Origin of the sequence: Flavihumibacter stibioxidans (assembly GCF_014332695.1) — a bacterium.
In the GTDB taxonomy this organism is placed as follows: Bacteria; Bacteroidota; Bacteroidia; order Chitinophagales; family Chitinophagaceae; genus Flavihumibacter; species Flavihumibacter stibioxidans.
The window spans coordinates 123916-149937 of sequence record NZ_MBUA01000028.1 but is presented as its reverse complement, the minus strand read 5'-3'; the positions used below and the strand labels follow the sequence as shown (position 1 = coordinate 149937).

At 48.9% G+C, this 26022-nt stretch carries 14 protein-coding genes; 4 read left to right on the top strand and 10 right to left on the bottom strand.

Annotated elements, in window-relative coordinates:
- Positions 1-65 precede the first annotated feature (65 nt).
- On the top strand, positions 66-7313 hold the full coding sequence (gene sov / locus BC349_RS16275; RefSeq protein WP_246457008.1) for a T9SS outer membrane translocon Sov/SprA: 7248 nt from the start codon (positions 66-68) through the stop codon (positions 7311-7313).
- A 3-nt stretch (positions 7314-7316) separates the two neighbouring features.
- Here sov and BC349_RS16270 read toward each other — a convergent pair whose 3' ends face one another.
- The 10 genes from BC349_RS16270 to BC349_RS16225 form a co-directional block, all read right to left on the bottom strand.
- On the bottom strand, positions 7317-7805 hold the full coding sequence (locus tag BC349_RS16270; RefSeq protein ID WP_187257845.1) for a hypothetical protein: 489 nt from the start codon (positions 7803-7805) through the stop codon (positions 7317-7319).
- A 24-nt stretch (positions 7806-7829) separates the two neighbouring features.
- Positions 7830-8585 carry an SDR family NAD(P)-dependent oxidoreductase gene (locus BC349_RS16265; protein WP_187257844.1) on the bottom strand — a complete coding sequence of 252 codons (756 nt, stop codon included), beginning with the start codon at positions 8583-8585 and terminating at the stop codon, positions 7830-7832.
- A 55-nt stretch (positions 8586-8640) separates the two neighbouring features.
- Positions 8641-11289, bottom strand: a complete 2649-nt coding sequence (locus BC349_RS16260; RefSeq protein WP_187257843.1) for a PKD domain-containing protein — start codon at positions 11287-11289, stop codon at positions 8641-8643.
- Between the two features lie 17 nt (positions 11290-11306).
- Positions 11307-12074 carry an alpha/beta fold hydrolase gene (locus BC349_RS16255; protein WP_187257842.1) on the bottom strand — a complete coding sequence of 256 codons (768 nt, stop codon included), beginning with the start codon at positions 12072-12074 and terminating at the stop codon, positions 11307-11309.
- Entirely contained in the window at positions 12071-13678 is a 1608-nt protein-coding gene (gene lnt / locus BC349_RS16250; protein WP_187257841.1) for an apolipoprotein N-acyltransferase, read from the bottom strand. Before lnt ends, BC349_RS16255 begins: the two co-directional genes overlap by 4 nt.
- Before the next feature lie 89 nt (positions 13679-13767).
- Entirely contained in the window at positions 13768-15273 is a 1506-nt protein-coding gene (gene guaB, locus BC349_RS16245; protein WP_187257840.1) for an IMP dehydrogenase, read from the bottom strand.
- 124 nt (positions 15274-15397) lie between these two features.
- Positions 15398-16501, bottom strand: coding sequence for a DNA-processing protein DprA (dprA, locus tag BC349_RS16240; RefSeq protein WP_187257839.1), 1104 nt, complete (start codon positions 16499-16501; stop codon positions 15398-15400).
- Positions 16502-16561: 60 nt separating this feature from the next.
- Entirely contained in the window at positions 16562-18478 is a 1917-nt protein-coding gene (locus BC349_RS16235) for an OmpA family protein (RefSeq protein ID WP_187257838.1), read from the bottom strand.
- Positions 18479-18546: 68 nt separating this feature from the next.
- Positions 18547-19146 (bottom strand): 7-carboxy-7-deazaguanine synthase QueE, encoded by a 600-nt coding sequence (locus tag BC349_RS16230; RefSeq protein WP_246457007.1) that lies wholly within the window; start codon positions 19144-19146, stop codon positions 18547-18549.
- 34 nt (positions 19147-19180) lie between these two features.
- Positions 19181-20056, bottom strand: a complete 876-nt coding sequence (locus tag BC349_RS16225) for a bifunctional 5,10-methylenetetrahydrofolate dehydrogenase/5,10-methenyltetrahydrofolate cyclohydrolase (RefSeq protein WP_187257837.1) — start codon at positions 20054-20056, stop codon at positions 19181-19183.
- Between the two features lie 261 nt (positions 20057-20317).
- Here BC349_RS16225 and BC349_RS16220 point away from each other — a divergent pair, with 261 nt between their 5' ends.
- The 3 genes from BC349_RS16220 to BC349_RS16210 are packed head-to-tail and all read left to right on the top strand — an operon-like array spanning position 20318 to position 26016.
- Entirely contained in the window at positions 20318-23536 is a 3219-nt protein-coding gene (locus tag BC349_RS16220; protein WP_187257836.1) for a SusC/RagA family TonB-linked outer membrane protein, read from the top strand.
- Positions 23537-23570: 34 nt separating this feature from the next.
- The gene (locus BC349_RS16215; protein ID WP_187257835.1) at positions 23571-25028 is read left to right on the top strand and encodes a SusD/RagB family nutrient-binding outer membrane lipoprotein; all 1458 of its coding nucleotides are present in this window, start codon (positions 23571-23573) and stop codon (positions 25026-25028) included.
- A gap of 28 nt (positions 25029-25056) precedes the next feature.
- Positions 25057-26016, top strand: a complete 960-nt coding sequence (locus BC349_RS16210) for a DUF1735 domain-containing protein (protein WP_187257834.1) — start codon at positions 25057-25059, stop codon at positions 26014-26016.
- Positions 26017-26022: the final 6 nt, after the last annotated feature.

Here is a 26022-nt window from a genome sequence, read left to right as displayed (position 1 = left end):
GCAACTCTACCTAACTAATTACCAGGGAAAAGACTGTGGGCAATTATTTGAATCTGCATTTTCGGTTGGCATATTTTATTCTGTCTGTTTTATTTGCCGGCATAGTTCCGCTTGCCGCCAATGGCTTTCAGCAGGATACCTCACGCAGGGCCGTCACCGATACCAGTCGCCGGGCTACCGAAGCCCTGAGGCTGGCTATTGCCGATACTTCAAGCCCGGTCGCGCCGGATACCATGCGCTTTCCTCTTAAAGACCGCAGGGGGGATGCCATCAGCCAGCCCGTTCGCAATCCCTTCGACCTGAAAGATCCTTCCAATATCCGGCAGACAGTGGAATATGATCCGGAGACCAGGCAATATTTTATCGTAGAGAAAATAGGTGATCAGTATTACCGCACACCCACCTACATGACTTTTGAAGAGTACCTCCGCTTTAAGGCCAGGCAGCAGGAAGTGGAGTATTTTCGTAAAAGGGCAGATGTACTGAGCGAACTGAACCGGAAAAACATCCGGCCCAAACTCCAGTTATCTGAAAGTTTTTTCAACCGCATATTCGGAACGGGTAAAGTGGATATCCGGCCACAGGGGAATGTAGATATCATTGCAGGGTACCAGGGTCAGAATATCAAGAACCCAACACTTCCGGAAAGAGCCCGAAGGAACGGCGGATTTGATTTTGATATGAATGCCAACCTGAGCATTCTGGGAAATATCGGAAGCAAGATGAAGCTCCCGATTACCTACAATACCCAGGCGAATTTTGATTTTGAGAACCAGCTTAAGCTTGATTATACCGGCACTTCTGATGAGATCATCAAACGGATTGAGGCGGGTAACGTGTCTTTTTCCACCAAGGGGTCACTGATCCCCGGTGCCCAGTCGCTGTTCGGTATCAAGACCCAGTTACAATTCGGAAAATTGTTCATTACCGGTGTAATGGCTAACCAGCGGGCACAACGGCAGTCCATGGGGCTGATCGGCGGAGCTGCCACTACCCAGTTTGAATTCAAGGCTAATGATTATGAGGAGAACCGTCACTTCCTGTTGTCGCAGTTCTTCCGCAAGAACTATAACAAAGCCATGGGAAGCCTGCCTGCAGTGAATTCGCTGGTTAATATCCTTCGCATTGAGGTCTGGGTCACCAACCGCTCCGGCGCCACCACCGAAACGCGTGATGTGGTTGCCCTGGCCGACCTTGGCGAAAAGAATCCTTATAATTACCCTGCCACCCCGGGACCTGATTCCCTGCCCGCCAATACGATCAATGGCCTTTACCAGACACTGACCAGTGATCCCAACAGTCGCCTGTCGGCCCAGGTTACTTCCAAACTTGGGAGCCTGGGATTAAGGCCGGTGCAGGATTTTGAAAAAACCTTCGCCCGCAAATTAGGCCCCAATGATTATTATTATAACCCCCAGGTGGGATTTATTTCCCTCAACCAGCCCCTGCAGGCCGATGAGGTTTTGGGTGTGGCCTTCCAGTACACTTATAACGGAAAGGTTTTGCAGGTGGGTGAATTCTCCCAGGATGTTCCGCCCGACACCACCGCTATTATTGCCGGAAACCCCAAAGTGCTGTTCCTTAAATTGCTGAAGGCAACTTCCCAAAGGACCACACTTCCGATTTTTGACCTGATGATGAAAAACGTGTACGCGCTTCGTACCCGTGATGGCGGATATATATCTAGTATTACCCCAACCGATTTTAAACTGAATGTACTGTATGAGGAGCCCAGCCTGGGTGCCAAACGTTACCTCCCTGAGGGACCGAAAAGCGGGTTGCCGCTCATTTCGGTACTTAGCCTCGACAGGCTTAACAATAACCGCGACCCGCAGCCCGACGGGGTCTTTGACTTTATTGAAGGGTATACCATGATCTCCAACCAGGCCAGGGTGATCTTCCCCTTACTGGAACCTTTCGGCCGCGACCTGGACAGCATTGCCTTCCAGGGGGTATCGCAGGATATCCGTGACAAATATGTGTTCCAGCCACTGTATGATACCATTAAGGAAATTGCGAAAACCTATGCCAACCTCGACCGATACATCATCAGTGGTACTGCCAAGGGACAGGCGACCTCCGATATCCCGCTGGGGGCATTCAACGTTCCGCAGGGTTCGGTAACGGTTTCCGCCGGTGGCCGCGCGCTGGTAGAAGGGATTGATTTTATTGTGGATTATAACCTGGGTTCGGTGAAGATCATCAACCAGGCAATTCTGAACTCGGGCATACCGGTTCAGGTGGGCTATGAGAATAATGCCACATTTGGAATCCAGCAAAGGAATTATATGGGTTTGCGGTGGGATTATATGGCAAAGAACACCGCGAAAGAATCCTTCACTTTCGGTGGCCAGATCGTTAAGTTGGGAGAAAGACCCTATTTCACCAAAATGAATTACAGTGAAGACCCGATCCGCAATACGATGTACGGGCTTGATTTCAGTTACCGGGCGGAAACACCCCGGTTGACAAGATGGCTGGATAAAATCCCGTTTTACAGTACTTCGGAAATGAGTACCATCACAGCCTATGGCGAAGGTGCCTTATTGAAACCCGGGCACGCACCACAAATAGGGAAGGGCGAAAGCGGATTGATTTACGTGGATGATTTTGAAGGAACCCGCAACAGCATTGACCTGCGATTCCCGCTGATCAACTGGTCGCTGTCTTCCACGCCGCAGGGAAATGGTTTGTTTCCGGAAGGCGGATTGAATGATTCACTGCCTTACGGATATAACCGGGCGAAGATCGCCTGGTATAATATTGAACCTAACCTGCAGGATAAAAGGGCGCCCAATAACCCCGTCGCCGGTTACCAGAATTTTACTGATCCCCGGATCCGTGCGGTGTTACAGCAACAACTTTTCCCCGCAAAAACTCCTGATTTCGGATTGGCCCAGCTGGTCACTTTTGACCTTGCCTATTACCCGACGGAAAGGGGCCCTTATAATTTTGATGCGCGACCAGGAAGTGTGAACTCAAACGGCAAGTTGCTGAACCCGTCACAACGCTGGGGTGGCATCATGCGCGGGCTTGACCAGGTTGATTTTGAAACCGGCAATGTGGAATTCATCGAGTTCTGGATGCAGGACCCTTTCCTGATGCAGCCGAACAGCACAGGCGGACAGCTTTATTTCAACCTGGGTAACGTTTCGGAAGATGTGCTGCGGGATGGTCGCAGGCAATTCGAGAACGGCCTGCCTACCCCCACCATCCAGGCCGCAGTTGATTCTGCCACCAGATGGGGCAGGGTGCCGAATAACCCGATCCAGGTGACCACCGCATTCAGCAATGACCCGGCCGACCGACCATTCCAGGACGTTGGATTCGACGGCCTGGACGATGACGCTGAAAGAAGAAAATTCAACTCCTACCTCAACCAGCTGGCAGCTAATTTCGGAACCGGTTCCCCTGCCTACCAGCAGGCCCTGGCGGATCCGTCCAATGATAATTTCCGCAACTACCGCGACCAGTCATACGATAATTCAAAATCGGATATCCTTGCTCGTTATAAGGCTATCAATAACCCACACGGTAACTCGCCGATCGCGGACAACAACTCGACCATAACGACCGCATTCACCCTGTATCCTGACCAGGAAGACCTGAACCGCGACAATACCCTGAATGAACTGGAAGAATATTTCCAGTACAGGGTTAACCTGCGGCCCCAGGATATGGTAGTTGGTCAGAACCATATTACCGACTCACGGGTATTCTCAACTGAAGGGGTTGAACAGAAATGGTATCTTTTCAGGATTCCTATTGCCGAATATGAGCAGAAGGTTGGCAACATTCCCGACTTTAAATCGATTCGTTTTATCAGGATGTTCCTGACAGGATTTGAGGACTCTGTCATTACCCGTTTTGCCAAACTGGAACTGGTTCGGAACCAGTGGCGCCGTTTCTCGTTTGAACTTGATACCACCGGCACCTATAAGCCGCTTCCGGCTAATAACCCTACCAATTTTAATGTGCTTGCAGTCAATGTGGAAGAGAACAGTAACAGGCGACCTGTAAACTATGTGATTCCGCCTGGCATCCTGAGGGTTCAGCAGTTGAGCAATAATAATATCAATATTCTGCAGAATGAGCAGTCCATGAGTATGCAGGTGTGTAATTTAAGCAGTGGTGATGGCCGCGGAGTTTTCAAGACCATGAACATGGACCTTCGTCAGTATGGCGAGTTGAAAATGTTTGTGCATGCGGAAAGTGTGCAGGGATCACCGGCCATTCAGGATAAAGATCTCTCAGCCATTATCCGTATCGGAAATGACTTTGTGGGCAACTATTATGAAATCAGGATACCGCTGAAAGTGACGCCATTCGGAACTTATTCCGATGCCACCGCAGATGTGGTATGGCCGCTGGAAAATGAACTGCAATTGTCCATGCAAAGGCTGATCGACCTGAAGATCCGCCGCAACAATGCATCCCAGCCAAACCTGTATTATTCAGAAACGGATGATGACGGTAAGAGTTATGCGATTTTCGGAAATCCTAACCTGGGGGAAGTCCGGGGAATGTTCCTTGGCATAGTGAACAATAGCGGAGCACCTGCCTGTACTGAAGTATGGTTCAATGAATTGAGGTTGTCATCCCTGAATGAGGATGGAGGATGGGCTGCCACCGGCCGGGTTGATATCAAACTTGCCGACTTGGGTACAGTATCTCTATCAGGTGCAACCAGGAGTATTGGTTTTGGCAACCTGGAACAAAGGGTGAATGAAAGAAGCCGCGAGAATTTTACCCAGATTGATGCTGCTGCAAACCTGGAAATGGGCAAATTACTTCCGGCAAAAGCAGGCATGTCAATTCCCGTTTATGCAGGTTATTCCCAGACAATCCTTACGCCTCAATACGATCCATATGATCTTGATGTTAAACTGAAAGACAAGCTGGACGCAGCTTCTGGTGCAGCTCGCGACTCTATCCGGAAAGAATCTGTGGATGTTACCACCACCAAAACGGTAAACTTTACGAATGTGCGGAAAGTGAATACCAGTGGCAGGAAGCAGAAGATTTACAGCATCGAGAATTTTGACGTCAGTTATTCCTATACCAAAATGGAAAGGTATAGCCCCCTTATTGAATCTGAAGAGATGACAAGGCACAGGGGAGGACTCGGATATAATTTCACCACTACACCAAAGTACTGGGAGCCATTTAAAAAATCATTCAGGGGCCCTTCAAAATGGTATGACCTGGTGAAGGATTTCAACCTTAACTATACGCCTTCATTACTTAGTTTCCGCGCGGATGTGAACCGCCAGTTCGGTGCCATCAGGCCGAGAAATGTGGGTGGTCCCAAAGGTGTGATCCCTGAGACCTATGATAAGTACTTTACGTTTGATCGTTATTATAACCTCAGGTGGGACCTCACCAGGTCTTTGAATATTGATTTTTCTGCAACCAACCGGGCAAGGGTAGACGAAGACTCCGGAAGGCTTGATCGTGCTGAAAGAAGAAGGATGTGGCAATTGTTCTGGAAGGGGGGCAGGAATACCACTTATGACCAGTCCGCCAGCATTACCTACACCCTGCCGACATCGAAGTTGCCGTTGATAGACTGGACAACAGTGAGGCTTGGGTATGTTGCCCGATATAACTGGCTCACTGCATCACAGGATGCTTTTGCAAAGAGCCTGGGTAATTTCATCAGCAATGCCCAGGAAAAGAATATAACAGGTGAACTAGACTTTATGCGTTTGTATGCCAAGTCGAGATTCCTCCGGGCACTTGACTGGGATGCACCGCAACCTGCACCTAAAACGGAACAACCCAAAACAGGTGCGGATTCACTTGCCGCAGGTAAGAAAAAACAAAGGGTGAAAAGGGATCCCAATGAATTGCCTGAGTTGGGGCTTGCAGTCAAGGTGATCGGCAGGATACTGACTTCCGTAAAGAGGGTGAGTGTGCAATACAGTGAAACCGGTTCAACTTCACTGGCAGGTTATACCGACAGTACCCGTTTCCTGGGCATGAACAGCAAGGCAACTGCTCCGGGCTGGGGATTTGTTTTCGGTCAACAGCCGGATACCGCCTTTATCAATGACTTCGCCCGCAAGGGACGCATTACCAATAACCCCCTGCTGAACAACCTCAACCGCCAGGACTTCAATCAACGGTTAAGTATAACCGCGCAATTGATCCCTCTGCGCGACCTGGTGATAGACCTCAACCTGGATAAGACATTCGGTAAAAATTATTCTGAACTCTATAAGGACACAGTGGGCAATGGAAGTTTTGCGAGACTTAGTCCCTATGTGGCAGGCAGCTTCAATGTCAGTTACATATCCTTCCAGACCCTGTTTGACAAATTCAGGCCCAATGAGGTAACTGCAACCTTTAAGCGATTCCAGGAAAACCGGATCATTTTGTCTGAACGCAATGCATTGAAGAATCCTTACTGGCAGCAGCTGGATCCGACACAGCAAAAATTATCGGACGGATATTATACCGGATACAGCCGGTATGCGCAGGATGTATTGATACCATCCTTTATTGCCGCCTATACCAACAAGGATCCGGGGAGTGTATCGTTGATTGAGCAGGAAAACGGGGATATTAAATCCAATCCTTTCCGTAAGATCATGCCCAAGCCCAATTGGCGGCTGACGTATACCGGGTTAACCCGTATACCCGCACTGGAAAAAACATTTACCAGTTTCACTATCACACATGCTTATACCAGTAACCTGAGCATGAACAGTTTCAACAACAACCTGTTGTTCCAGGATCCGTTCAGTTACAATGCACCGGGCTTTATTGATACGGCTACCGGTAATTTCTATCCTTATTTCCTGGTGCCGAATATTTCCATTTCAGAGGCATTTGCCCCCTTTATTGATATAGACATGCAGTTTACCAACCAGCTGACGGCCCGGTTTGAATACAAGAAAAGCCGTCAGCTTAGCCTGAGCCTCATCGATTTTCAGTTGAGCGAATCCCGTTCTGAGGAATACACTATTGGGGTTGGCTGGCGGAAGCGGGGACTCAATCTTCCATTCAAGATTAAGTTGCCGGGTATGAAAGAGTCCAGCAAGGAATTGTCTAACGACCTGAACATGCGCCTGGATCTGGGCTTCCGCGATGATGCCACTGCCAACAGCAGGCTCGACCAGGAAGCGGCCCTGCCGACAGCCGGACAAAAAGTGATTACCATTTCACCATCTCTGGATTATGTGTTGAACAACAGGATCAATATCCGGCTTTTCTTTGACCAGCGCCGAACCATTCCGAAAGTGTCAACTTCTGCGCCGATCACAACTACCAGGGCGGGCCTGCAGATAAGGATATCGCTGGCGCAGTAATAGTCAGTCATTATTTCTCACCCGCTTAAACAACATCACATATCCGCAGAGGGTCTTCTTTTTTTTGTGGACCTGAACGAGTTTTAAATGGTGGTATTCAGAGGCAATGGGTTCATAGGTGAAGTTGATGATATTGCCATCCGTATCGCCCCAGAGGTTTTTTTTGTAAATGACCATTTTTTCAGTGAAATCATACATGCGGACTTCATAAAGCCTTGCGCCGGGATCGCCTATGTAAACAACACTGTACCATTCACCCTTGTTCAGCGGCAGGATGATGGACATTTCATACTGGCTCTCCATTTTCATGGAAGTTTGCCTGATGAGCTTAAATCCATTTGATAGATAATAGGCACTAAGACTGTCTATTTGTTTTTTGTAGCCGGATATGTCACAGGATTCCTGCCCGATGGTTTCCTGCGCGGACAGCACCAGTGCAGGCCACTGGGCGGAAAAAGTGAGAAATAGTGCATACAGAATCTTCTGCTTCATAATCGTCCCTCCACAGCTACCGGCTTATTTCCTGAATGTTAAAAAAGAATTGGCCTGGGCTGTGCAGGTGATGACCAGGTCATTGATGCAAACATGTTTGGGCAGGCTGGCACAATACCAGATCGTATCTGCGATGTCTGCTGCGGAAAGGGGTTCATAGCCTTCATAGACAGCGCCTGCTTTATCTGGGTCGCCTTTAAAGCGGACAAGGGAAAACTCCGTTTCTGCTGCCCCGGGATGGATGGCCGTAACTTTAATCCCATGCCTTAACAAATCGATCCTCATTGATTTTGAGATCGCGTCAACGGCATGTTTGGAGGCACAGTAAACATTTCCCTTTTCATAAACTTCCTTTCCAGCAATGGAACCGAGATTAATTATATGCCCGCCGCCCTTTTTGATCATAAAAGGAAGGGCCGCCCTTGTAACATATAACAGGCCTTTCAGGTTGGTGTCAATCATTATATCCCAATCGTCCATATCGGCCTCGTCGAAATAGTCGCGGCCCAATGCCAGTCCGGCGTTGTTGACCAAAATGTCAATGCCCTGCCATTCAGCGGGGATATTACCGATTGCATCATTAACCGCACTCTTGTCTCTTACATCAAAACAGAGTGGCAGGCAGCTGATGCCATATTGTTTTTCAAGCTGGACTTTAAGTTCTTCAAGGCGTTCTTTTCTCCTTCCGGTTAGTATCAGGTTCAAGCCATTGGAAGCGAATTTTTCAGCACTTGCTTTTCCGAATCCTGCAGTTGCACCGGTTATTAAAGCAATAGACATATTTAGTTAGTTGTTTGAGATTTGTTTTTTGCAGATGGTCATTTGTTTTCCTGTCTTACCTGATCAGCACGACTGTTCCTTTTTTGAAAATCGTTTTGCCGGTAAAATCCCTGCCCTGAACCATCCATACATAGGTTCCTGTGCCCTGCTCTTTACCGGCAATGCGGCCATCCCAGCCCCGGCCGGCTTCTGATGAGCTGAACACCATTTGTCCCCATCGATTGTAGACCCTGAAATAGTCAAACTGTGAGATGCCCACAGGTCTTGGACGAAACACTGAATTGGTATTCTTGCCAGGGGTGAAGGCATTCGGAACAAAAATATCCGGATTGGTCCTGAATACCGTGATATTGATGGTGTCATAGGCAAAACAATCTTCCGGCGTGGATACCCTTACTGTGTAGGTCTGGTTCTGGCTGAGTTGGGCAACAGGGTTGGCTATATTGGTAAAATTCAGGCCAATGGAAGGCTCCCATAAATAGATGTCCGCACCGGTAGCATTTAATTGCAGGGGTTGCCCTACCACAATGGCAGTGTCATTTCCGGCAAATGCCCTGATGATCGGCCTCACTCCGATAAAAACCGTATCCCTTCCCGGTTTGGGGCAGCCCAGGTTGTCGGTAACTGTCAGGATATAGGCTGTTGATACTTTCGGGAAAGCTATGGGGGTCAGGGATTGCGGATCGGATAAAGTAACAGATGGCGTCCATGAAAATGCTGATCCATTGATCGTTGCATTTAGCCTGGTGGAATCATTGTTGCATATGAAGATATCCTCCCCGGCGTTTGCCTGCGGGTATGGGATGGCTGTGATGCTTGTTTGTACGGTTGCAGAACAGCCACCGATTGCGGCCGTAACAGTGTACACGGTATTTCCCGAAGGTGTTGCCACCGGTGTGCGACTGAAAGGGTCATCGAGGCCGGCTGCCGGTGACCATTCGTACCGAAGGCCGTCACCGGAGGCAAACAGTTGAACCGGATCGGTCAGGCAAATGGTGGTGTCTGGCATGCCTGAAAGTGTTACCTGGTCTACAACCCTTACCAGTATTGAGTCAGAGGCGGTGCAACCATTATCCGTAAGCTGCACGGTATACCTGGTCGTTGTTTTCGGGTATACAAGTGGGTTAGGGGAATTCGAATTCAGAATATTCTGCACAGGAGTCCAGGTAAATTGGGGATTCAGTGTTCCTGGTGCATTTGCCCTTAAAGCAAGGGTATCGACACTGCAGATCAGTGTGTCGCGGAATGGCAGCTCAAGGGTGGGTTTATCGCGCACTTCGATTTGTGTGGTAACCGTGCCAAAACATCCTTTGCTGCTTTCCACATTAAGGGTTACCGTTTTAAACCCGAGCGAATTGTATTTGTAGGATGGATTGCGTATGGTTGAAACATCCACATCAGTAGTTTCATCCCCGAAATTCCAGGCCCATTTGGAGATTGTTCCATACCGTGCCCTTGAAGTATCCCTGAAACTGAATGGTGTTAACAGGCAGGATCCCTGTGCCACAAATCCAGGGAAAAAACCAGGGTATACTTTTGCCAGGGTTGTGGTGGAGTCCTGGCATTGTCCACCTGCCAGCAACACCTTGAGTTTCACGGTAAAAGTACCTGTATCGGCATATTGGTGTTGTACCACTCCAAGGGCGGTATTGACAGTGTCATTTTTGCTGCCATCCCCGAAATTCCAGATATATGTGGAACCTGCCGGGTTAACCTGGCCATTCTGGAAGGTTACATTAAAGTCATCACAAAAGCTGTAATCCGGGGACAATAATGCCTTCAGTGGCTGGCAATTGGATACCGCAATGTGAATATCCTTCCGGTGGGTATTGATAAAAACGCCATTCCGATATTCGCGGACGCAAACCGTTACCACATACTGACCTACGGTAGAAGGGGCAATGCCCGAAATTACTCCTGTGGTGGGGTTGATGCTTACTTTGTTACCCAGCGGGGTTGTGCCTCCAAAGCCGTTTCTGTAGGATACCTGTTGAAAAGGCGGGTTGGAAGCCGGTGCCGGAGAGGTACAGGTAATACAGTTTCCCGGTTCCCTTCCACCACCTACGTATGCATTACAAAGATTATAAACAAGAGAGTCCTTGTCCTGGTCCACCGCAGAAAAATCAAATGTAAACTGGGTGCCTACGCAGATCGCGATGGCATCATTCGGATTGAAATTAGGACTTGAATTAGCGGGGGCTGTTGCCAGTGTTCTATTGCCTGGAATTTCACAGGAATAAGTGGCGCCGATATCTCCGCTGCTTCCGGCTACATTTTTGATGTCATCAATACGGCAACAACGCTGAAATGCTACGGTGTAACCATCGGGCATATCGGGAAGTGCAATAGTGGTTCTGTAAAATCGTAACCGGTAACATACATCTGTCGGAGGATTCAGGATACAGGGATTTGAATTTGGATCATACCTTATCCATTCCTCGGTTACAAAGGGAACACTAAGGATGCGGTGAACCTGACCGGTGGCTTTATCGAAAATGGTAAAGGACACAGTGTTTTCCAATTGTCCTTCTCCTCTTGCACTGCAATCGACATATAATTTGAGGGTTAGTTCATAATTTGAAGTGCCTGCTGCGGAGCCGGCACCCAGGTACCGATAGGTAAGTTCACCCCCCCTGATATGCGCGGCAAATGCGCCGGAAGAAAAACATATCAGTGCTATCAGAAGGAATCCAAATGTTTTCATGCGTTGTGATTATTCTGCTACGATGACAAATCACTCAAAAACCTGCTGATTGCCACATTGCATTTTTCTGTTTCCTCCAGCATTCCCATATGACCGGATTGCCCGAGAATATAAATATATGACAATTCAGGAAGATGCACCTGTTGCATGGTGTCGGAAAAAGGCACTGCCAGGTCTTCCTTTCCTGCAATAAACAGAACCGGCACCTCTGCGTTTTTCAACACTTTGGTGCGGTCAGGCCTTGCCATCATCGCTTCATAGAACGCAATAAGTGTTTCGGGCAGTATGTAAGCATTGGAACCGGCAATGGATTTAATGGTTTCTGCCATCCGGGAGCGGTTTTTTTCGGCAAAAAGGTTGGTTGTGGCGGTTTCCAGAAAACTTAAGGACCCATGCTGCCGGATAAAATCAATGCTTTTCCTCCTGGCCTCTTTTTTTGTGTCACTGTCTGCAAAAGCAGTAGAGTGCAGGAGTCCGAAACCGCGTAGTTTTTCAGGGTATTTTTCCGCAAATGCCAGGGTAATATAACCGCCCATTGAATGGCCAATCACCACGGATTTGTTAATCTTTTCATGATCCAGTATTGCTGCAATGCCATCGGCCATGGATTCCATACTTACCGGTTCCCGGAATGGTGAAAGTCCGGTCCCCGGCAGGTCGGGAATTATAAGTTGGAACTGTGCAGCTAGCACACTGGCCTGTTTTTCCCAGATCCTGCTGTCTTCACCGAAGCCATGGATCAATACAACGGGTAATCCCTCTCCGGTTTTTTGGTAATGCATCATAACACTGCTTTTTTTCTGCCGGTAAAATAGGTATATGTGGAATAGCCTACCAGCACAATGGCCAGGGCAACCATGATCTTTGAGATCCAGTCACCGAACCTGGCATAAAAAGTCTGTTCTGCGTTGGGCTGGATGACCTGTTTGATAGCGGCAGCGGTATCCCAGGGCTGGGCCTGCAGCACCGTTCCGTAGGGGTCTATGAATGCGCTGATACCTGTATTGGCACTGCGCACCACCCAGCGTCTTGTTTCAATTGCCCTTAGCCTCGCATAGGCTAAATGCTGTTTATGTCCCGATGTATTACCCCACCAACCGTCATTGGTAATGACAGCAATGATATTGGCCCCGTTGCGCTGGAAGCCGGTTAGGAAATCGCCGTATATGCTTTCATAACAAATGGCCGGAGCGATCCTGAGTCCATTGTGTTCATCGGGTAAAACAGTTCTTTCTTCCTGTTTGGCATAACCGCCGGTTGTGCCGCCGAACTGTTCAAACCAACTGCCCAGGAAACGGAGGAAGGAGGGGAGGGCTTCGACTCCGGGAACAAGTTTAGATTTATGATAACGGTAAAGTATACCCGAAGAATCAAGAAGCGCGGCAGTGTTATACGTGTCGTACCAGAAACCGGTTCCGGTAATGGGTCTCGCGTATTCTGACTGACCGCCATTCCTGTAGATTCTGTATCCTTCAATTCCGCTCAATAATTTCAGTTGGGGATGCCTGTGCAGGAAGTCCCATACCGGCTTGAATACTGAATACTTCCTGATGCTGTCTTCTTCGATCCCGCCCGGAAGATTGATGGCAGTTTCCGGCCATACTACCAGGGCAGTGTTGCTGTCAACCATGGTTTCGCTTAACCGTATCAGTTGGTTGATCTGGACATCCTGTGTGCCCTCGCCGAATTTCTGGTATGGGTCTATATTGGGTTGGACCACAACAATATTCTTTTTGGGTTTATTGTTGACGCGCGCATCCAGCCGCATATTGAATGCTTTTACCATCAGTGAAACGGCCATGGGAATTCCTACTGCTGCCAGCATGAACCAGGTCATGGATCGGATCAGCAATTTACGGTTGCCGGATACCGCATTGATTTGCTGGAAGAGGATTACATTGATGAACAGTACCCATAAAGATCCGCCGCTGGTGCCGGTGAACTGGTACCATTGCACCCATTCGGGATGATCGGCAAATGCATTACCCAGGGTGAGCCAGGGCCAGCTGAGTTCCCAGTTCAGGTGAATGTATTCGAAGGTCATCCAGCAGGCTAGGAAAGCCCAGTAACTGAACCTGCCGCCTAATCTTTTATGCACGTTGTACAATGCCAGCCAGGGTAGGATCATAAACAGGCTGTTGGTAATAATGGCTGCCACGGAGCCGGGGCCGGTTGAATTCCATATCCACCAGGTGGTGGTGGCATTCCAGGTTAACATCGAAAAGAAGGCCCAGCCCAGGAATTTCCATTTACCTGGTTCCTGTTCCAGGAAATAAAACAGTGGAATAAAAGCGACGAAAATAAGAAAGGTAGTGGGCAGCGGAGGCCATGATGCGGCCAGTAATAAACCTGTTGCCAGGGCGAGTATAAATGGCGGAAATTTCTTCAAAGTGCAAAAAATTATAAGATGGTCTGATGGTTTACTGGTTGAATGGTTAAAGATAACCCTCCGGCCAATAAACCATCATAACCTTCCTGTTATTTCCTGCTGTAATTCGGGGCTTCCTTGGTGATATCCACGTCGTGGGCATGGCTTTCCTTCATGCCGGCATTGGTGATCTTGGTGAATCGTGCACTGGCTTTAAGTGTTTCCACATCTTTGGCACCGCAGTATCCCATACCGGCCCTTAATCCGCCAACAAACTGGGCTACCACTTCTTTCAGGAAACCCTTGTAGGCCACCCGGCCTTCAATGCCTTCCGGCACCAGTTTCTTGATATCGTCTTCCACATCCTGGAAGTAACGGTCGCTGGATCCCTGTGCCATGGCGCCGATGGACCCCATACCGCGGTATTCCTTGAACTTACGTCCTTCGTAGATGATGGTGTCACCGGGACTTTCTTCCACTCCGGCAAAAACACTTCCCATCATTACACAGTCAGCTCCGGCTGCGATGGCTTTAACCATATCTCCTGTATAACGGATACCCCCATCCGCAATCAGCGGCACACCCATTGGTTTCAGGGCACTGTAGGCTTCCATGATGGCGGTGAGCTGCGGCACACCGGCACCGGCTACGATACGGGTGGTGCAAATGGATCCCGGCCCTATTCCTATTTTAACGCAATCAGCACCCGCTTCAGCAAGTGCTCGGGCGCCTTCGGCCGTACCTACGTTTCCTGCGATAACCTGTAAGGTTTTGAAGTTCTTTTTAACCAGTTTAACTGCATCCATAACACCTTTGGTATGGCCGTGTGCGCTGTCGAGGGTAACCACATCGACACCCACATGCACGAGTGCCGCTACGCGGTCGAGCATATCTTTTGTGATGCCTATGGCAGCACCTGCCAGCAAACGGCCGTAACCATCCTTATTGGCATGGGGGAAACTGGTTAATTGCAGTATGTCCCGGTAGGTGATCAGTCCGGCCAGGGTGCCATCCTTTTTCACCACGGGTAATTTTTCAATTTTATATTGCTGGAGTATCTTCTCCGCTTTTTTCATATCGGTTCCTTCCGGTGCGGTGATCAGCCTTTCGCTGGTCATCACCTCGCTGACCCTGCGTGATTTATTGGTGGTTTCAAACCGCAGGTCGCGGTTGGTAAGGATGCCAACGAGTTTGTTTTTCTTGTCAATAATGGGAATGCCGCCGATCTTGTTTTCCTTCATCAGGCGGAGGGCATCACCAATGGTGGCATCCTGGGTAAGGGTAACCGGATCGATGATCATGCCGCTTTCACTTCTTTTAACCTTCCGGACCTGTTCGGCCTGCCTTTCAATGGTCATATTCTTGTGAAGCATTCCGATGCCGCCTTCGCGCGCGAGCGCAATTGCCAGGTTGGCTTCGGTAACGGTATCCATTGCGGCGGAAAGCATCGGGATATTCAGGCTGATGCTTTTGGTGAGCCTTGACTGGATATTTACTTCACGGGGTAAAACCTGCGAATAGGCAGGAACCAGTAATACATCATCGAAGGTGAGCCCTTCTCCAAAAAATTTGTGGGATAAATCGATTGTGGGGGTTGTTCTCTTTCTTGTTGCCATGTGCAAAGATAGGGTAGCAGGTAAAAACCTCCCAAATTTTTGTCGGGTGTCTGCCACGGGTCAGGTGTCTGACACTTTAGAAGTGTCAGACACCTGACCCGTGGCAGACACCTGAAATCCTTTGCTATACCAACCGATACCTTTTTCCCGGCAGGGTGGTGATAATGTTTTTCAGTTCCAGTTCCAGAATGGCCGATGCGGCTGCGCCTGAATTGAGCCCGCTGAGGATATATAACTGGTCAATCGGAAGGGTTTCATAAGTGCCCAGCAGGTGGACAATAACAGCTTCTGCTGCATTCAGTTCGTAGGGAAGGGTCAGTTGGGGTGCTACGGACCCCGCTTTTCGTGGAAGCCAGTTCATCTCATCGAGGAAATCCTGCGCACAGGTGATGATACTTGCTTTTTTCCGCCTGAGTAACTGGTTGCAGCCTTCACTTTGCCTGTCTGTCACCCTTCCGGGCAGGGCAAAGACCGAGGTTCCGTAGCCATCTGCCAGCTCGGCCGTGATCATGCTGCCACCCCTGGTACCGGTTTCCATTACCACCACCGCATCACAAAGTCCGGCAACCACCCGGTTGCGCACGGGGAAATGGTGCCTGTCGGCCTTTGCCCCGACCGGGAATTCCGTCAGCAGGCCACCATTGGCCCTGATCATTTCACGGGCCAGGCCGCTGTGTTCCGGCGGATAAATGGAATCAAGTCCGTGCGCCAGCACACCGATGGTGGGCAGGGAATATTTCAGGGCAGACCGGTGTGCCAGGCCGTCAATGCCATAGGCCATGCCGCTGATAATCGTGATCCGGTGATCGGATAGGTCGCGGATGAATTTTTCCGTTTGCAGCCTTGCATATTCCGTGTGCATCCTGGTGCCGATTACTGCAATCATCCTGTCTGCATTCAGGTCGGCCAGGCCTTTATAAAACATTAGTGTGGGTGGGTCAATGCATCGAAGTAATCTGAGGGGGTAGGTCTCATCCGAAAGAAAAACCAGTTGGATGCCCTGGGACTCCACCTGCCGGAGCATTTTTTCGCTGGGGGCAAAATCCCTGAAATGCATGATGGAACGGGCCCTGGCTTCACCAATTCCCGGCAGCGCTTCCAACTGGCGCAGCGGCGCCCTGAAAACAGCTTCGGCCGATTTAAATGTATCAACCAGAATTTTCGCATGTACATAACCGATATGAGGTACCTGTGTCAGTGCCAGCTGGTAAACCCTTTCTTCGCTCATAGTTTATTTTGCTATGAAAATAACCGGCACGGGCAACAAAAAACAGCGTGAAAAAACGGTTTATTGGGCAATTACCTTCAGCTCTGTCCGGCGGTTCCTTGACCTGCCTTCTTCGGTTTTATTGTCGGCCAGCGGGCTTGTGGCACCAAATCCCCTGTGTGTTAGCCGTTTTGTATCAATTCCTTTTGAGATGAGGTAATTTACCACGCTCTGCGCGCGGCCGTTGGAAAGCTTCAGATTGTCTGCTGCCTGTCCTATATTGTCGGTATGCCCGTTGATCTGGATACGAAGCTTAGGGTTTTCCTTCAACAATTCAACGAGCCTGTCGAGTTCAACTTCCGAGTTGCTTCCCAGTACCGTGCTGCCGGTTTCAAAGAAAATGTTTTTCAGTACCACCGTGGCATCTGCAGTGATTGGCTGCAATGGGATGTCAATGTTATAGGTGGAATCGGGGTCTTTTTTACTCAGGGGAAAACTTTCAGAATAGAAGAGGTAACCCTTTCTGTTTACATTGAAAGCGTAATCGCGACCAACCGGCAGCGTTATGAGATAGTTTCCTGTTTCATCTGTTTGTACCCTGCTGATAATCTGTCGGGTACTGATATCCGTTAGTTCAACAGCCGAGGGCAGTCCCTGCCGGGTTTTTTCATCCATCACTTTCCCTTTTACCCAGAGCGTCTTGATGGGGCGCACATCTGGCCGCATGGTAAAAGTATAGAGGTCCAGTCCGCCTTTACTGTCGCCACGGTCACTGGCATAATACGCAGTTGTACCATCTGCCGTAATTACCAGGCTGCCTTCGTTTTCGATGGTGTTGATGGGGTAGCCCAGGTTCCGCGGGAGGCTGAAGCTTCCCTTAGGTCCTTTGCGCGCCAGGAAAAGGTCATCCCCTCCATAACCCTGTAATCCGTTGGAAGTGAAATACAGGCTCTGGTTGTCCGCATGTATAAAGGGACAGCTTTCATCTCCGCTGGTATTGATTTCCGGGCCAAGGTTTTCAGGGTCACTCCATTTGCCGTTCGGAAGGCGGTGGGTTACCCATATATCACTGCCCCCATAACCATCCGGACGGCGGCTGGCAAAATAGAGGTCCCGCTTATCAGGCGACAGGCTGGGAGCGGACTCCCAGAATTCGGTGTTGATTTTGTTTCCAAGGTTTTCAGGTTCACTCCAGCCTTCCGGGGTAAGGAAGGAAATATACAGGTCGCAACTGCCGGCCCCTTCCGGAAAATTACACCCGGTGAAGATCAGCCATTCGCCATCCTGTGAAATGGATTGTGCGCCTTCATTGAGGTTGGAATTGATCATACCGGTAAGTCCCGCAGCCCTGTTCCAGCCACTATCAGTCTGCCGGGTTTCATAAAAGTCTTCATTCCTGTTGTTTACCCGACGGGTGAAAATCAGTTGTTTGTTGTCGATGGTCAGGGTGGGATAGTATTCTGAAACGGTGCTGTTTACGTTATCGCCGAGGTTCACAGGCCTGAAGCTGAAATTGGCGATATCAGGATTGGCGGCCTGTTCAATGGCAAAGAGGTAGCATCGGCGGCGGAAAGAGGAGGCCCGCTGGCTGGATTCATTCAGGTCATTGATGGTCATAAACCGGTTAACGGCTTTAAGGGCTTCCTCAAAACGTCCCATGCCGGCCAGGTTGATGGAGTAGGGCAGGTTATAATCGCGTGAATAGGCCGAATCGATGGCCAGGGCCTTTTCGTAATTCAGGACAGATTGCTCATAGTCCTTAAGTTCGCCGAACATTCCGGCAATAGACAACCACGCGTCAGCGAAACCCGGATCGGTTTTGACAGCTTCCTGCAGGAGCCGGATACCTTCCCTGAAATCACCGTTTTCCGCGGCCTGCATGGCCTGCTGGTAAAGTTTGGTGGCTTTGGAACTGACCTTTCCCGGATTGTATTGCTGAGCAGCAGCAGGTTCCAGGATGGCAATCAGGAGAAGGAAATACAGGATTCGTATGAGCATGGCTACAGTAATAGGTCTAGCAAGAACGAAAATCAGGCCATATTATTTGCTTTGGCACAGCTATATTCTCACGGAACATTTATATACTTATGCACCTGTAAACTTAGTTCCCACCCCGGATTTGCCTTTATGTAATCGATGATCAGTGGCAGCATCTGCTCTTTTTTGTCCCATTCGGGCTGCAGGTACAATTTACAGGAGGGCTTAACCAGCGCGGCATATTTTTCCGCCCAGTCGAAATCTGATTTGTTGAAAATTACCACTTTCAGTTCATCTGCGGCTTCCACCACTTCCGGCAGGGGGGCTTTAAACTTTTTGGGGGAAAGGCAGATCCAGTTCCAGGAGCCGCTCAGCGGGCTGGAGCCGGAGGTTTCGATATTGGTCTCAAATCCTTCGGCTTTAAGGGCTGTAGTGAGTTCGTTCAGGTCGTGCAATAATGGCTCTCCACCGGTAATCACCGCCAGGCGGCCCGGGTAGGATTTTGCGCCGGCAACTATGTCCTTAATGGAAACCAATGGGTGCCTGGACGCGTCCCAACTGTCTTTTACGTCACACCAGACACAGCCTACATCACAGCCGCCCAGCCTGATAAAATAGGCTGCCCGGCCCTGGTGAAAGCCTTCACCCTGGAGGGTGTAGAAGGACTCCATTACGGGAAGAGGAGACATGGGATGGATGATTTAGGATTAATGAGAAATTCTCTCAGTTATTGTTGACGCAGGCCTTAAATGTGTTCTTCATCAGGGCTGCAATGGTCATAGGACCAACGCCGCCGGGGACGGGGGTGATAAATGAACATTTTGGCGCTACAGTTGCAAATTCCACATCACCCTTGAGGGCAAAGCCCGATTTTTTGGTGGCATCCGGCACGCGGGTAATGCCTACATCAATTACAATAGCGCCATCCTTTACCATATCTCCCTTTACAAATTCGGGGATACCCAGTGCAGCCACTATAATATCGGCATTACGGCAAAGCTCCGGCAGGTTTTTAGTATGGGAATGGGTAATGGTGACAGTACAGTTGCCGGGGTTGCCCGACTGGCTGAGCAGGATGCTCATGGGGCGGCCCACAATATTGCTGCGTCCGATCACCACGGCCTGCATGCCTTTGGTATTGATCCTGTAATGTTCCAGCATGAGCATGATACCGTAAGGAGTAGCAGGTATAAAGGTGTCGAGTCCCTGGACCATACGGCCAACATTCACCGGGTGGAAGCCATCTACGTCCTTGGAGGGCAGGATGGTATTGATCACTTTTTCATCTGAAATATGTTTAGGGAGCGGCAACTGTACCAGGATGCCATCGATATCGGGGTCCAGGTTCAGGTCCTCTATAATCGAAAGGAGTTTGTTTTCACTGATATCATCTTCCAGCCTTATCAGGGTTGATTTATAGCCGATTTCCTGGCAGGCTTTTACTTTTGCTGCCACATAGGTTTCGCTGGCCCCGTTGGTACCCACCAGCACTGCGGCCAGGTGAGGGATTTTTTTTCCTTCCGTAACCAGTTGGGCCACTTTCAGGCGCAATTCATCCTTGGTAGCTTTCGATACGAGTAGTCCGTCTAAAATTTGCATGGCGCAAAGGTAATGAGCCCGTTCAATGCAGAAAAAATGTGTTTTTTTTAACATGTTGCAGCAGATTCCGTTTGGATGCTGTCTAACTAATGTTTATTAGCTTTTTTCGGTTGCAAGGACTAGATAATTTCAGTATTTTATAGTCTTTTATGTGAATTGTAATATACATTCTGGCCTTAGTACCGCGAATTGCTGATTTAAAATGATTTAACAATTTGTTTACTGCTTAATTTCACGGCACATTTTTTTAAAACACACAACATGAGAAAAATCCTATCACTGATGGTGATCGGGTCGTTATGCGTGTCTCTTGCATTCGGCCAGACTCGAACTGTTACAGGAAAGATTGTTGATGACAAAGGGAATCCCATCCCTTATGCATCTGTTAAAGTTAAAGGAGCCCCGGGAGGTGTATCAGCCGATGTAAACGGTGTGTTCACCATTAAAGTAAAATCAGGTGATGTATTGGAAGTATCTGCGATTGGTCAAAAGCCCAATACCATCACTATTGGTGAGCAGAGCATGGTGACTGTTTCCCTGGAAGGTTCCGGAGAGCAGGGACTTCAGGAAGTGGTGGTAACCGGTGCGTATAATATCAAGCGTACCGTGCGTAGTACATCTTCTGCCGTACAGACCATTGGCGAAGAAAAACTGAATACCATTCGCCAGGCCGACGTGAACAACGCCCTCGCCGGTAAAGTTGCCGGTGTTCAGGTAAGAAGCCAGTCGGCTGCCAAACTGGGTGCCAATGGTTATGCTTCCATCCGTCTTCGTGGCGAATCAGAACTGGTTGGTGGATCTAACGTATTATATGTAGTGGATGGTACCATCATGCCTTCCAGCGCTGCGGGTGATATCAACCCCGATGATATTGAAGACCTGTCGGTATTGCAGGGTCCTGCCGCTTCTGCCATCTTTGGTGCGCAGGGTGCGGGTGGTGCCATTGTAATCACGACCAAGAGGGCCAAGAAAAATGCCCGTGGTATTGGTGTGGAAGTAAACTCCGGTGTAACCCTGGATAAGGTTTATATTCTTCCTGAATACCAGAACTCCTACGCCGGTGGCGGCGCAAGCGACCTGATGCAGTACAACTGGCAGGCAGGCCATCCGGAAGAGTGGAAAGCCCTTGATGGCAAATATTACCATGATTATTCAGATGACGCCAGTTGGGGTCCGCGCCTGGTAGGACAGGAATATATTCCCTGGTATGCCTGGTATCCCGGTTCCCAGTATTCTTATAAAACTGCGAAGCTGACTCCTCAGCCGGATAACTCCCGCGATTTCTATAATACCGGTGTTAGCCTGAACAACAACGTAAGCTTTGCAAAAGCTGCTGATAACTATAATATCCGTGTGTCTTATACCAATCTGGATATTAAGGGTCTGATCCCGACTTCCAGCATGCAAAGGAACAACCTGGCTATCAACTCCTCTCTGGATGTTACCAGCCGCCTGACACTGGGTCTGAACATGACCTACCTCAACCAGAAAACAGTTGGTGAATTTGATGATGGTTACGCTAACCAGTCTTCTGGTTCATTCAACCAGTGGTTCCATCGTCACCTGGACATGGACCTGATGAGGGAACTGAAGAACCTGCGTTCACCCCAGGGTGCACTGGCCAGCTGGAACCACAAGAATCCGGATGCCTATAGTGCAGCCACTCCACTTAATTTCTATGGCGGTAACTACTGGTACAACTTCTTCTCATATTTCGATAACGTAAAGAATACGAACAACCGCGACCGTCTTTTCGGTGATGTGTCTCTCGCGTATAAGATCACCAATGACCTGAAAGTGAAGTTCACTTACCGCAAGAACCAGCTGACCACTTTCTGGGAAGACAAAACTTATTCCATCCTGGAAACAAGTGCAACCCAGACAGGTGTAAGAGGTCGTTATGGTACCGGTGAAAGTTATTCCAACCGTGAAAACTTTGAAGGACTGTTGTCTTATTCCAAGAAGTGGAAGGATTTCAGCTTCAATGGTAACCTCGGTTTTGATATCATGCGTACAGCGTATAAGGATATCCGTGCCAATACCAACAATGGTCTGAGCGTACCTGATTTCTTCGCGCTGTCAAACTCCAAGACACCGATCTCTTATTCAAATGAAAGGGAAAATTCCAAGTACCGTTCAGGTTTTGTAAGGGGTGATATCGGCTGGAAGAATATGATCTTTGTTGACTTCACTGCCCGCCAGGATTATTATTCTACACTGCCTGCGAACAACAACGATGTACTCAGTAAATCACTGGGTGCGAGCTTTGTGTTCAGTGACCTGATCCGTGATGCGATCCCTGCCATTTCCTTTGGTAAGATCCGTGCTTCATGGGGTGAAATTCCAAAGTCTATCGACCCATACCTGACCGGGTTTAACTACACAGTTGGACAATTCCAGTGGGGTTCCAACTTCATGATGAATACGCCCAACCGCCTGGTTGACCCGAACATCAAGGGTTCAGTAACTACCCAGCGCGAGATTGGTTTGGATATGCGTTTCCTGAAGAACCGTTTTGGTTTCAGCTTTACTTACTGGGATGGAACTGTTAAGGACATTCCCCTTGACATCACTACCAACCAGGCCGGTGGATATACTTCACTGTTGACCAATGCCGGAGAAATTGAGAAAAAAGGTATCGAAGTGTTGCTGAATGTGACACCGATCCGCAGCAAGGATTTCAACTGGGAGTTGAATGCTACCTTCTCCAAACTGATCAGGAACCAGGTAGTTAAACTGGCCGGTGACCTGAAGCGTATCACCAACGCCTCCGGTTCATTTGCCGGAAGTTATGCTGCTTATGTGGTGAATGCTGTGGACAAGCCATGGGGACAGCTCTTCGGACCAGGCTTCAAGCGTATCAACGGACAGCCGGTGTTGACAGATGAAGGTTTGCATGTTCGTGAAGCAGAAGTGAACTTTGGTTCTGTACTGCCTGATTTCACCGGTGGTGTTCAGAACAGTATTTCTTACAAGAACTTCTACCTGAATTTCAATATTGACTACCAGCAGGGTGGTAAATTCTTCTCCCTGTCTGATTTCTGGGGTGCTTTCTCCGGCCTGGCTGCCAGAACCGGTACCACCAATGACAAAGGAAATCCTGTACGTGACGCAGTTGCCGATGGCGGTGGTGTACGTGTAGACGGAGTTGATGCTGATGGCAAACCTGTAACCCATTACGTGGAAGCGCAGACTTACTTCCACCAGTTCCAGGGTGCAAGGATTTCTGAGCCGCATGTGTATGACCTCACTTTTGTTAAGCTCAGGGAAGTTAGCCTTGGATATCGTTTTGATGTAGATAAGCTGGGTCTGGGTAAAGCCCTTACCGGTGCAACTTTCTCGGTTGTGGCCCGTAACCCCTGGCTGATCTATGCCAATACCCGCGATTTCGATCCATCTGAAATCAGTAACACTTATGGTGAAAACGGCCAGATGCCTGGTACCAGGTCTATTGGTGTGAACCTGAAACTGAACTTCTAATTGAATCGGCTTACTTCAAAAAAGATTAATGATTATGAAAAATTTTCTCAATAAAACAATTTTTACCGTAGCAGCTGCAGTGGCATTAACTTCCACTGGTTGCGACAAGATCAAGGATTTCGGCGATACGGACGTTGATCCAACTGGTACTACTGTTCCGGTTACCGCGGCCTTATTCACAAGGGCTGTGGCAGAAATGGGTGGAAAGGAAGGTGGCCTGGCCATCTCCATGTACACTCGTCCTGGATATTATGCCCAGTATTTTTCCGAAACCCAGTATCCCGGTGCTTCCCTTTATGATGTGCCCCAGCTGGAATTCGGCCAGAACTATTCAGGTTTCCTGAATGACCTGCAGAACATCATCAACCAGAATACGAATGATGCCACCAAGGAAGCAGTGACCGTTTCAGGTTCCAATGCCAACCAGATATCCACTGCGAGAATCCTGAAAGCCTATGCTTTCTGGACACTGACTGACCGTTGGGGTGACATCCCTTATTCCGAAGCATTATCTGGTAACCCACTTCCCAAGTATGATACCCAGGAATCAATCTATGCTGACCTCCTGAAGGAGTTGAAAGAAGCAGTGGATGGTTTTGACGGTGGATTGGGCATGAAAGGTGATGCCATCTACAATGGCAATACTGCCAAGTGGCAAAAATTCGGCAATTCCCTGCGTATGCAAATTGCCCTTCGCATGAGCAAGGTTTATCCCAATGCTGGCGGTCTTGCTGCCACTGAATTCAGTGCAGCATTGAACCATCCAGCCGGACATATTGCGGTGAACAGCGACAATGCAAAGATTGATTTTCCCGGTGGTTCCTACCAAAACCCATGGTATTCTACCTATGTGGCCAGCCCACGTTTTGACGATGCCATCAGCAGCACCATCGTTGATGTCCTGAATGACTTCCAGGATCCCCGCGTTCAGCGTTATGGTACTATGGATGCAGGTTTCCCTTACGGTCTTGATCGGGCACATGCAGTGCTGGTTCCAGCCGGTTCTTTTGGCTTTATCCTGGATGGTGTTAACATGAAAGAAGATGAAGACGTGGTAATCCTGAATGCCGCTACTGTTCTGTTCGCCAGGGCTGAAGCTGCTGAAAGGGGTTGGACGTCAGAAAATGCGGCTAACCTGTACAACCAGGCTGTTGCCACTTCATTTGCACAGTGGGGATTTGCTGATGCATCTTCCTACCTCCTGCAAAATGGTGTTGCTTACGGAGCTGCTGACCACCTGAAAAAAATCGGAATTCAAAAATGGCTGGCTATGTATCCTGATGGTATGCAGGCCTGGGCTGAATGGAGAAGAACAGGTTTCCCTGAACTGACTCCGTCCGAATATGCACTGTCTGCTTCCAAAGGAAATATTCCCCGTCGTTTTGTATATGGAACAGGTGAATACGGAACCAATAATGAGAACGTAAAAGAAGCTGCAGCCCGTTTGTCTGGTGGTGATGACCAGAACAGCCGTATGTGGTGGGACAAATAATTATTAAATAATATTCTAAATATTATATATGAAAATCGTTTTAAATAAAATAGTATTTGCTGCACTAAGCCTGTTCGCTTTGAGTTCCTGTATGAAGGACAAAGTGAAGGGTGCAGGAGATGCGGGAACCACCATTGTAAAAATGATGAACCCCGGAAGTAAGGTGCTTGCATTTGATGCGGTTTCCACTCCACAGACTGCCATGCTGGTAGATATCAGGAGAGACGCCAATTCTGAAGCTTCACTGAATTCTTCCACCAGTGTAACCGTAACGCTTGACCAGGCGATTATGGATACCTACAATGAAGACAATGGTACAGCGTTCGAATTCCTGCCTGCAGAGTTCTTTACCACAGATCCCGGAATGGCTGGTAACTCTTTTAACCTGACATTCGGTCCCGGTGAATTCGCCAAGCCAATTAAGTTTACACTGAAGGATGCAACACAGCTTGACTTCTCCAAGCAATATGCATTGCCTCTGACCATTACCACTGTGGATGCAGGCGGTAAAGTTTCAGATTCAAAATCCTCCATGGTAATTGTGCTGGTGAAAAATACCTGGGATGGTGCTTATGAAGTAACCGGAACCATGAAAGACGAAGCGGCTGACCTGGGTGGGGTATTCCCGATGAATTATCACCTGATCACTTCTGGCGCTGTTACGGTTGATGGTTTCGATCCTGATTATTGGGTGGACTACTTCATTCCGATCATGAGCGGAGCCGACGTGAGCGGATATGGTGGTTATTCTCCGGTATTTGAATTTGATCCAGCGACCAATAAGATCGTAAAGGTTACCAATATATATGGTCAACCTGCAGCCAATGGCCGTTATGCCAGTCTTGATCCTTCCGGAGTAAACGCTTATGATCCGGCAACCAAGACCATCAAGGTTAAATTCTTTATGCACCAGCCCGCTTCCATTCCTGCTGCTCCCCATATCAGGGTGAAGTTTGACTGGACTATGAAGCGCACCGGCGACAGGTAATACAGT